The organism is Salifodinibacter halophilus, from assembly GCA_012999515.1.
GTDB lineage: Bacteria > Pseudomonadota > Gammaproteobacteria > Nevskiales > Salinisphaeraceae > Salifodinibacter > Salifodinibacter halophilus.
Genome location: JABEEB010000114.1, coordinates 1 through 315 on the forward strand (window position 1 = coordinate 1; position 315 = coordinate 315).

Sequence of the window (315 nt, forward strand, 5' to 3'; positions counted from 1 at the left end):
CGCGCTGCGCTGCGCCATCGCCACCAAGCGGTTGCCACGCTGATCGAAAGCCGCGCCGGCGACGACGTGCGCGAACGCTTCCGTGCGCTCGGCGACCTGGAACGCATCCTCTCGCGCATCGCCCTACGCAGCGCGCGCCCGCGCGACCTGTCGACGCTGCGCGACGGCCTGGGCCTGCTGCCGGACGTGCGCGGCCTGCTGCGCCCGCTCGACGCGCCGCGCCTGAGCGCGCTGGCCGACGAACTCGGCGAGCACGACGCGCACGCGCACCTGCTGGCCGAGGCGATCGTGCCGCAGCCGCCGGTGCTGGCGCGC

At 76.5% G+C, this 315-nt stretch carries 1 protein-coding gene; it reads left to right on the top strand.

From position 1 onward, the window contains the following. A partial coding sequence (locus HKX41_10935; protein NNC24645.1) for a DNA mismatch repair protein MutS occupies positions 1-315 on the top strand: 315 nt, incomplete at both ends.